Source organism: Enterococcus sp. AZ089 (assembly GCF_050547225.1).
GTDB lineage: Bacteria > Bacillota > Bacilli > Lactobacillales > Enterococcaceae > Enterococcus_D > Enterococcus_D entomosocium.
Map to the genome: position 1 here is coordinate 692,951 of NZ_CP172954.1, position 9,550 is coordinate 702,500.

General features: G+C 44.6%; 9 protein-coding genes and 2 rRNA genes (1 of these 11 only partly in view). 7 read left to right on the forward strand and 4 right to left on the reverse strand.

The genetic code is table 11. From position 1 onward, the window contains the following. Nucleotide 1: 1 nt before the first annotated feature. Nucleotides 2–772, forward strand: coding sequence for a TIGR01457 family HAD-type hydrolase (locus IGJ01_RS03170; protein ID WP_008378075.1), 771 nt, complete (start codon nucleotides 2–4; stop codon nucleotides 770–772). Then, entirely contained in the window at nucleotides 769–1,407 is a 639-nt protein-coding gene (locus tag IGJ01_RS03175) for a TIGR01906 family membrane protein (RefSeq protein ID WP_074536563.1), read from the forward strand. The genes IGJ01_RS03170 and IGJ01_RS03175 overlap by 4 nt, the downstream gene beginning before the upstream one ends. A 56-nt stretch (nucleotides 1,408–1,463) precedes the next feature. Here IGJ01_RS03175 and IGJ01_RS03180 read toward each other — a convergent pair whose 3' ends face one another. The 3 genes from IGJ01_RS03180 to IGJ01_RS03190 all read right to left on the reverse strand — a co-directional run bounded on the left by IGJ01_RS03180 (nucleotide 1,464) and on the right by IGJ01_RS03190 (nucleotide 3,706). Further along, on the reverse strand, nucleotides 1,464–1,973 hold the full coding sequence (locus IGJ01_RS03180; RefSeq protein WP_430601395.1) for a phosphatidylglycerophosphatase A family protein: 510 nt from the start codon (nucleotides 1,971–1,973) through the stop codon (nucleotides 1,464–1,466). Nucleotides 1,974–2,081: 108 nt separating this feature from the next. Beyond that, on the reverse strand, nucleotides 2,082–2,723 hold the full coding sequence (gene yqeK, locus IGJ01_RS03185) for a bis(5'-nucleosyl)-tetraphosphatase (symmetrical) YqeK (RefSeq protein WP_430601396.1): 642 nt from the start codon (nucleotides 2,721–2,723) through the stop codon (nucleotides 2,082–2,084). Between the two features lie 5 nt (nucleotides 2,724–2,728). After that, nucleotides 2,729–3,706, reverse strand: coding sequence for an NAD(P)/FAD-dependent oxidoreductase (locus tag IGJ01_RS03190; protein WP_010748839.1), 978 nt, complete (start codon nucleotides 3,704–3,706; stop codon nucleotides 2,729–2,731). A gap of 140 nt (nucleotides 3,707–3,846) precedes the next feature. Here IGJ01_RS03190 and IGJ01_RS03195 point away from each other — a divergent pair, with 140 nt between their 5' ends. Next, nucleotides 3,847–4,434: a peptidylprolyl isomerase gene (locus IGJ01_RS03195; RefSeq protein ID WP_430601397.1), complete on the forward strand. Its 588-nt coding sequence runs from the start codon at nucleotides 3,847–3,849 to the stop codon at nucleotides 4,432–4,434. An 89-nt stretch (nucleotides 4,435–4,523) separates the two neighbouring features. Here IGJ01_RS03195 and IGJ01_RS03200 read toward each other — a convergent pair whose 3' ends face one another. Continuing rightward, nucleotides 4,524–5,705, reverse strand: a complete 1,182-nt coding sequence (locus IGJ01_RS03200; RefSeq protein WP_430601398.1) for a MalY/PatB family protein — start codon at nucleotides 5,703–5,705, stop codon at nucleotides 4,524–4,526. 93 nt (nucleotides 5,706–5,798) lie between these two features. On the opposite strand from IGJ01_RS03200, the gene IGJ01_RS03205 reads away from it, so the two are divergent. From IGJ01_RS03205 to IGJ01_RS03220, 4 genes are all read left to right on the forward strand, one after another. Next, nucleotides 5,799–6,179 carry a CvfD/Ygs/GSP13 family RNA-binding post-transcriptional regulator gene (locus IGJ01_RS03205; protein ID WP_008378090.1) on the forward strand — a complete coding sequence of 127 codons (381 nt, stop codon included), beginning with the start codon at nucleotides 5,799–5,801 and terminating at the stop codon, nucleotides 6,177–6,179. A gap of 67 nt (nucleotides 6,180–6,246) precedes the next feature. Further along, nucleotides 6,247–6,609 (forward strand): hypothetical protein, encoded by a 363-nt coding sequence (locus tag IGJ01_RS03210; protein WP_008378091.1) that lies wholly within the window; start codon nucleotides 6,247–6,249, stop codon nucleotides 6,607–6,609. 566 nt (nucleotides 6,610–7,175) lie between these two features. Next, a 16S ribosomal RNA gene (locus IGJ01_RS03215) occupies nucleotides 7,176–8,735 on the forward strand. Between the two features lie 228 nt (nucleotides 8,736–8,963). Continuing rightward, a 23S ribosomal RNA gene (locus IGJ01_RS03220) occupies nucleotides 8,964–9,550 on the forward strand; it runs 2,328 nt beyond the window's last position. The 16S and 23S rRNA genes sit together here, the layout of an rRNA operon.

A 9,550-nucleotide genomic window follows, 5' to 3' on the forward strand; every position in this document is an offset into this window, starting at 1 on the left:
GATGAAATATAAAGGCTATTTGATTGATCTAGACGGCACGATTTATTTAGGAAAAGAGCCGATCCCTGCTGGGAAACGCTTCGTAGAATCCTTACAAGAAAAAGGACTGCCTTATTTATTTGTGACCAACAATACGACCCGCAGTCCCGAAGTCGTGGCACAGCGATTGGCGGATGAATTTTCGATTCACGTGGCACCAGAAACGATCTATACCGCAAGCTTGGCAACGATCGATTTTATGAAAGACCATGGCAAAGGCCGCAAAGTGTTTGTGATCGGCGAAGCGGGGTTGATCGATTTGATCTTAGCTGCTGGGTTTGAGTGGGAAGAAACCAATCCGGATTATGTCGTGGTTGGTTTAGACAACCACGTGACGTATGAAAAATTTGTTTTAGCAACGTTAGCGATCCAAAAAGGAGCTACCTTTATCGGGACCAATCCAGACAAAAATATCCCGACGGAAAGAGGCTTGTTGCCAGGTGCGGGTTCACTGATTGCAATGGTGGAGACTGCCACCCAAATGCAACCGATTTTTATTGGCAAACCAGAAGCCATCATTATGGAAAAAGCGGTGGCACACATCGGCTTATCAAAAGAAGAGGTCTTGATGGTGGGGGACAATTATGAAACGGATATCCGTTCGGGGATCCAAAACGGGATCGATTCTTTGCTCGTATTATCTGGATTTACCCCGAAAGCGGCAGTTCCGACATTACCAGTAGCACCAACCTATGTGGTTGATTCTTTAGATGAGTGGGATTTTGAACAATGAAAAAACAAGTGTGGCTTGAACGCTTAGGATTTGTCTGCTTGTTTTTGTTTTTGGTCAGTCTAGCGATCACCCTAACGATCAATTTTCGACCGTTATATTGGTTTGATGTCGATCACTTAAATCTGCTGGATTATACCTCGCTAACAAGAGAAGAGTTGTTGAAGAACTATGGCTTATTGCTAGATTTTCTAAACAATCCCTTTGCAAGTACGCTCGCCTTGCCCGATTTTCCAATGTCTGAAGCTGGCGCTGGGCATTTTTACGATGTGAAGCAGTTGTTTCTATTAAATTATGCCGTGATGATCGTCACGGTGCTGCCCAGTATCTGGTTCGTCAATCGGTTACGGCAAAAACAACAGCAATGGCGCTTGATTCGTCCCTTTCAATGGGGGATGATTTTGCCGCTGATTTTCGGGTTTTTGATGGCAGTCGGCTTTGATCGCTTTTTCGTTACGTTCCATGAGATTTTCTTCAGTAACGACGATTGGCTATTTAATCCAGCCACCGATCCGATCATCAATGTATTGCCAGAAACGTTTTTCATGCATTGCTTTATTCTCTTTTTTGTCTTGATTGAAGTCTTCTTTTTTGCTTTCTATTGGTGGGGCAAACGAGGCTTGAAAAAAACAGCGTAATGAAAAAAAGACCAACGATCCACTTCCTTTGCAGAAGGCGGATCGTTGGTCTTTTTTTATTGCGTGATGTAATGAGATTTACTTGGGTGTTGATGGGCTAAGCGACTTGCGGCAGAAGCGGCAATGGCACCTACGATATCATCTAAAAAGGTGTGAACGCGGGGACCGTCGTGCCTATTCAGTTCTTTCAAAATGCCCGGCTTGACTTTATCAATGTATCCGTAGTTAGTAAAACCGATGGAGCCGTACACATTGACGATGGATAGTGCGAGGATCTCATCGATCCCATAAAGCCCTTCGTCTTCTTTGACGATTTCTTGCAGTGGATGCAGCAGTTGATTTTCTTCTGCCAAAATATCCAATTGGACACCCGTCAAAATCGTGTTGTGGACTTCCCGCTTGCTTAAGACAGCGTTGACGCTTTCGATACACATCTCCAACGTGATGCCTTCAATGTAATCTTTTTGCAAGAACATCACCAATTCGCCGATGTCTTGCAGTGAGACACCGCGGTCGGCCAACAATTCTCTTGCTTTGTCTTCAAGTGTTTTGCTTTCTAATACCATATAGTTCCCCTCCATGTAAAAATAGTTTATTCAAAAGTCAACGTGCGACTGATGGATTGCAATCATAAGTAGTGCCTTATTCCAGTTGCAACCAATGCCATTTGGGTTTTAGTCCCTTCTGACATCCATTGAAGCACAGGTTTTTGCTAGTTCTGCTTTGGCTGCCACTGCCCAAGGATGGGGGACCACCAAGTCACCAGCAAAAAGCCAGTCCATATAATACCCAGCGGCGGCTTCCAAGGAATCATCGAGGCGGTCTAATAAGCCGATTAAGAAAGGCGCTTGATCTTTGCGATCCCATTTGATTTTGTCGGCTAAAAAAACGAGTAGATCGAGACGACTATAATGGGTCTTTAAGGTGGTATGACAGCTGATGGCGGACAGAATGTCTGGATCAGACACCTGAAAAACCGTTTTTGCCAACAAAGCGGATTGCTGCTGATGCAGCAAAAAAGGTGCTTGCCTCTCCGCGTCTAAGATCGGTTCGCCTACCGCTATTTGCAAGGAAATTCGTTGTTCATTAGGGATGACGACGCTGACATCGTGCAGCAGTCCTGCCAAGTAAGCTTTATCCGCATTGACTTGAAACCGTTCTGCCAATCCTTTGGCTTCTTGGGCAACGGCCAGATTGTGGACCGCCGTTTCGGCATGATCGAAGGCTTCCAGATACTGAACCATTTGCTCGGTGATGGTCTCCCCCTGTAAAGGGTGGTTATAGGCGGCAAGTTGACGTTGACCAGCTTGTTTCATCTCAGCTACTCCTTAAAAAGACTTGTACTATGGGCAGGTTGTGTCCGCGTTTTGGGATCAATGTAGTGGAGCGCATTGTTCACCGCAGTTGGGGCTTCCCCGAAACCAGTAGCGATCAGGTCGACTTTTCCATCGTATAAAACGACATCCCCACAGCCATAGATCCCAGGAACAGACGTGCTCATATCTGAAGAGACGAAGACTCCTTGGCGGCTGCTTTTCATGCCCCAATCCTTGATGTTCAATGTGGAAGAAAAACCGTAATTGACGATTAAAGCATCCAATGAAAGGCTGACCGTTTCATCACCTTTGACTTGCTGCAACGAGACACCAGTCAAACGTTGCTCTCCTTGAATCTCTTGGATCACATAGGGAGTCAAAATGTTGACGGCAGAAGCTTGCAATTTGCTGACGCTATGTTCATGGGCACGAAATTCAGGACGGCGATGGATCAAGTAGACTTCACTAGCGATCGGCTCCAGCATCAATGCCCAATCGATGGCAGAATCGCCGCCACCGGCGATCGCTACTTTGCGTCCGGCATACTTCATCAAATCGGTGACAAAATAGTCTAAGCCGTATCCTTCAAACCGCTCGCTTTCTGGCAAAGTCAGTTTGCGCGGCTGGAAGGAGCCGTTTCCTAAAGCCAAAATCACGGCTTTCGAGTAATGGATTCCTTTGTCGGTAGTGACTTCGATATAGTCTTCTTGTTTTTCGACCGACAAGACGGTCTCTTCTAAACAATATTGGTGATTGAAGGTCGTCAACTGTTTTTCCAGGTTTTGGACAAGATCGCCCGCTTTGATTTTCGGATAACCTGGGATATCGTAGATGTATTTTTCTGGGTATAAAGTAGCAAGCTGACCGCCTAATTGCGGCAAGCTGTCGATGATCTTGGTTTTGGCGTTACGCATACCGGCATAGAAAGCAGAAAACATCCCGCTAGGTCCCGCGCCGATAATCGTTATATCAAAAATATCCATGTTATTCCTCTTTTCTAACCACGTTGGGGTGAAGCGTGTTCGTATTGTACGAATAGCTTCATTATAGCAAAAATTATCCAAACTAGCATTTTTTCAATTTTCTGCTATCATGGATTTATGAGAGAGAAGGAGGAGTTAATGTGTCTGAATTTCCACAGTTAGCATTAGAAAAACAAACTGGCCATAAAGCAGTCATCAAAACCAATCGTGGGGATGTAGTTGTACAATTGTTCCCAGAATTGGCACCAAAAACAGTGAAAAACTTCGTTGAATTAGCGAAAAAAGGGTATTACGATGGGATCATCTTCCACCGTGTCATTCCTGATTTTATGATTCAAGGCGGCGATCCAACTGGTACAGGGATGGGCGGCGAAAGCATCTATGGTGGCAGCTTTGAAGATGAATTTTCAAAAGAGTTGTTCAATCTTCGTGGCGCTTTATCCATGGCAAACGCTGGTCCGAATACTAACGGCAGTCAGTTTTTCATCGTAAACAACCAAAATGTTCCTAGAAACATGTTAGGTCAATTAGAAGGTGCTGGTTATCCAGCTGAAATCATCGAAGCCTATCAAGCAGGTGGTACTCCTTGGTTAGATTTCCGTCACACAGTCTTCGGTCATGTGATCGAAGGAATGTCAGTTGTTGATGAAATTGCTGGTGTGCAACGGGGACCACAAGATCGTCCGGTGCACGATGTAGTGATCGAAACGATCGAAATCAGCGAATAAAACAAAAAGAACCCAAAAGCAGTTTCAACGGTCATCCTCAGGAGACCGTTGAAATGGCAGCTTTAGGGTTCTTTTTTTACACGTAAGCGTTAATCGATCGATTGGTCTTTAAACGCGGCGGCGATTTGATTGAGTGCTTTTTCTAATAGCTCTTTAGGGCAGGCAAAGTTTAGTCGCATATGGTGACTCCCGTGGGGACCAAAGATACTTCCTTGATTCAACACGACGTTGGCTTCTTTGATCAGTTTTCTATGTAGCTGATTGTCCGTTAGGCCATAGGCAGAAAAATCTAGCCAGATCAAGTAAGTTCCTTCAGGCTTTTGAAACGACACGGTTGGCAGTTGGTCAGTCAAAAAGTCACAGACAAAGGTGCGATTCGCCTCTAAGTAGGACAATAGTTCTTCTAACCATTCTTCAGATTCACGATACGCTGCTTCAGTAGCGATCAATCCAAACGTATTGATCTCCCCTTGAACGTTACGCTCCTGTGTTTTTGCAAATTGGCTGCGCAAGTTTTTATCTTTGATGAATACCATCGAATTTTTGATCCCAGCTAAATTAAAGGTCTTGGTTGCTGAAGTCAAGATGATTGAAAAATCGGCAAAGTTTGGCTCAACTGTTTGGAAAGAAACAAAGTGATTTGGTGCAAAAACGATGTCTTGATGAATCTCATCACTGACAACGATCACTTGATGTTTTTGACAAATACGGCCGATCGCCAGTAGTTCTTCTTTGGACCATACCCGGCCACCAGGATTATGCGGATTACATAGAAGAAACAATTTTACCTTCTTTTCGATGATCGTTCGTTCCATCGCATCAAAATCGATGACGAAGCGTCCATCTTTTTCCAATAAGGGTTCTTGAATTAAGGTACGCTGATTGTTTTTGACAACATGGGCAAAGGGATGGTAAACCGGATCGTGGATCAATACGGCATCTCCTTCTTGGGTGTAACTTTGGATCGCTAGTGCAATACTAGGAACGACACCGCTATTAAAAAGGATCGCTTCTTTATTGATGGTATAACCATGACGTCTTTGTTGCCAATCGATGATGGATTCAAGCAGCGAATCAGGGATGGTGGAGTACCCATAGATCCCTTGGGCAACTGCTTTTTCTAACGCTTTTTTCACTGGTTCTGGTGCCAGAAAATCCATGTCGGCTACCCAAAGCGGCAATAAGTTTTCTTCCTTATAGGTTTTTGCAATTGTATCCCATTTGACGCTATTGGTATTTAAGCGCGGATGAACTTTGTCAAAATTGATCATGCGTTTCCCTCCTATATTGTGTAACGTTGTTTCTGATGCTTCAAATCTACCACTAGTTCAAGTATAATGAAAGTGGAAAAGAGAGGAAAGACTATGAATTATCAAATCGGGAACATTATAGAAGGAACAGTCACTGGGATTCAACCCTATGGTGCATTTGTTTCGTTAGATAAAGAAACGCAAGGCTTGATCCATGTTTCAGAGATCCAATCCGGGTTTACTAAAAATATCCATGAAGTCTTACAGATCGGCCAAAAAATCCGTGTACAAATCATTGATATTGACGAATACAGCCAAAAGATCAGTTTGTCCCGCCGTACATTGGAAACAAGTTTTGTTCAGCCACCCTTTAAGCGTAAACGCTACTTTACAAATAAGAATAAGCGGATTGGTTTCCGTACGGTTGGAGAAGCTTTACCAGTGTGGGTGAAAGAAGCTAAAGAAATGTTAGAAAAAGAAAACAGCAACAGATAATCGTGCATATTTTCTGAAAATGTGCTAAAATTAGTTTACAAACAGATGAATAACTGAGGTGGGTATTTTGGGATCCAAAAAAGTAGCGGGTACAGTTATGATGCACTTAACAAATGGTTCGAAACGATTTTTGATGCAAATACACGAAGGCACTGCGGAATTAGCGTCAACGGATTTTTCTGAAGATAAAACCGGCTTGGCTACGATCTTACAATTGTTTAAAGACCGTATTCACCTTGATGTGACAGCGATCGAACTCGTTGAACTCACAAACGGAAATATTGATACGCAAAATATTCCTTTATTTGTTTTTGAAACTCAAGAAGCAGGACAAACGCAACAGCTGCCAGAGGGGTATGCGTGGGAAGAGCCCAATATCTTTCGTAAGATCATTGAAGACTATAAGATCGAAGGCGTTCCGTTCTTTTAGCACCTGAATACTAGCGAAAAGACTGAAGACCGTTACAACGGTCTTTTTTTATTGAAAACTTTTTGTAAATAAAATGAAATATTTCCTTGACCTAAGTCAAGAAGAATGGTAAATTAGTCAACGTTGGCAATTGAGTCAGCGGGTCAAAAGAGCGTTTGAAAAAACTTCAAAAAAATGCTTGACCAAAAATGAAACAGATGATATTATAACGAAGTCGCAACAATAAAATAGTTAATCGATGTTGATAAATCAACAAAATTAATTAAAAAAAAGTTGTTGACAAATAACAAATCATTTGTTATTCTAATGAAGTCGCTGAGACAGCCGCTGCGAAGTTGAAAAACAACGAGCGAAAAAAACTTTTAAAAAAGAGTTGACAATCAATTGTCGCTCTGATATGATATAAAAGTTGCTAACACAGCACGGTAGACCTTTGAAAACTGAACAAAGCAAGCAAACGAACCAATGTGTAGGACGTTTCAATTTATTGAAACAAATACATGCAAGCAATAGCTAGCAAAGTTAATTTTTATGAGCTTAATGACCGTATGGTCATTCAAACAAATCATTATGAGAGTTTGATCCTGGCTCAGGACGAACGCTGGCGGCGTGCCTAATACATGCAAGTCGAACGCTTTTTCTTTCACCGGAGCTTGCTCCACCGAAAGAAAAAGAGTGGCGAACGGGTGAGTAACACGTGGGTAACCTGCCCATCAGAAGGGGATAACACTTGGAAACAGGTGCTAATACCGTATAACACTATTTTCCGCATGGAAGAAAGTTGAAAGGCGCTTTTGCGTCACTGATGGATGGACCCGCGGTGCATTAGCTAGTTGGTGAGGTAACGGCTCACCAAGGCAACGATGCATAGCCGACCTGAGAGGGTGATCGGCCACACTGGGACTGAGACACGGCCCAGACTCCTACGGGAGGCAGCAGTAGGGAATCTTCGGCAATGGACGAAAGTCTGACCGAGCAACGCCGCGTGAGTGAAGAAGGTTTTCGGATCGTAAAACTCTGTTGTTAGAGAAGAACAAGGATGAGAGTAAAACGTTCATCCCTTGACGGTATCTAACCAGAAAGCCACGGCTAACTACGTGCCAGCAGCCGCGGTAATACGTAGGTGGCAAGCGTTGTCCGGATTTATTGGGCGTAAAGCGAGCGCAGGCGGTTTCTTAAGTCTGATGTGAAAGCCCCCGGCTCAACCGGGGAGGGTCATTGGAAACTGGGAGACTTGAGTGCAGAAGAGGAGAGTGGAATTCCATGTGTAGCGGTGAAATGCGTAGATATATGGAGGAACACCAGTGGCGAAGGCGGCTCTCTGGTCTGTAACTGACGCTGAGGCTCGAAAGCGTGGGGAGCGAACAGGATTAGATACCCTGGTAGTCCACGCCGTAAACGATGAGTGCTAAGTGTTGGAGGGTTTCCGCCCTTCAGTGCTGCAGCAAACGCATTAAGCACTCCGCCTGGGGAGTACGACCGCAAGGTTGAAACTCAAAGGAATTGACGGGGGCCCGCACAAGCGGTGGAGCATGTGGTTTAATTCGAAGCAACGCGAAGAACCTTACCAGGTCTTGACATCCTTTGACCACTCTAGAGATAGAGCTTCCCCTTCGGGGGCAAAGTGACAGGTGGTGCATGGTTGTCGTCAGCTCGTGTCGTGAGATGTTGGGTTAAGTCCCGCAACGAGCGCAACCCTTATTGTTAGTTGCCATCATTTAGTTGGGCACTCTAGCGAGACTGCCGGTGACAAACCGGAGGAAGGTGGGGATGACGTCAAATCATCATGCCCCTTATGACCTGGGCTACACACGTGCTACAATGGGAAGTACAACGAGTTGCGAAGTCGCGAGGCTAAGCTAATCTCTTAAAGCTTCTCTCAGTTCGGATTGTAGGCTGCAACTCGCCTACATGAAGCCGGAATCGCTAGTAATCGCGGATCAGCACGCCGCGGTGAATACGTTCCCGGGCCTTGTACACACCGCCCGTCACACCACGAGAGTTTGTAACACCCGAAGTCGGTGAGGTAACCTTTTTGGAGCCAGCCGCCTAAGGTGGGATAGATGATTGGGGTGAAGTCGTAACAAGGTAGCCGTATCGGAAGGTGCGGCTGGATCACCTCCTTTCTAAGGAATATTTCGGAAGACTACACATCGTTTGCCTTTGTTCAGTTTTGAGAGGTTTACTCTCAAACAAATTTGTTCATTGAAAACTGGATATCGAAGAAAAAATCAAAACAAGTAACACACACCGAGTTGAAATGTTAAAAGAGTTTTTTAATAAGTTCAACGCTTATTTTCTTGAGCAACCTTCTATCGCTAGAAGAAGTACTCAAAACCGACCGTAAGGTCAAAGGTTAAGTGAATAAGGGCGCACGGTGGATGCCTTGGCACTAGGAGCCGATGAAGGACGGGACTAACACCGATATGCTTTGGGGAGCTGTAAGTAAGCTATGATCCAGAGATTTCCGAATGGGGAAACCCAGCATCTTTTATAGGATGTTACGTCTGCGTGAATACATAGCGCAGTCGAGGTAGACGCAGAGAACTGAAACATCTAAGTACCTGCAGGAAGAGAAAGAAAATTCGATTCCCTGAGTAGCGGCGAGCGAAACGGGAAAAGCCCAAACCAACAAGCTTGCTTGTTGGGGTTGTAGGACTCCGATATGGTAGTCTATTCAGATAGTCGAAATACTTGGAAAAGTATGTCAAAGAGGGTAAAAACCCCGTAGGCGAAATTTGGATAACACCTAGGAGGATCCTGAGTACGGCGGAACACGAGGAATTCCGTCGGAATCCGGGAGGACCATCTCCCAAGGCTAAATACTCCCTAGTGACCGATAGTGAACCAGTACCGTGAGGGAAAGGTGAAAAGCACCCCGGAAGGGGAGTGAAATAGATCCTGAAACCGTGTGCCTACAACAAGTTAGAGCCCGTTAATG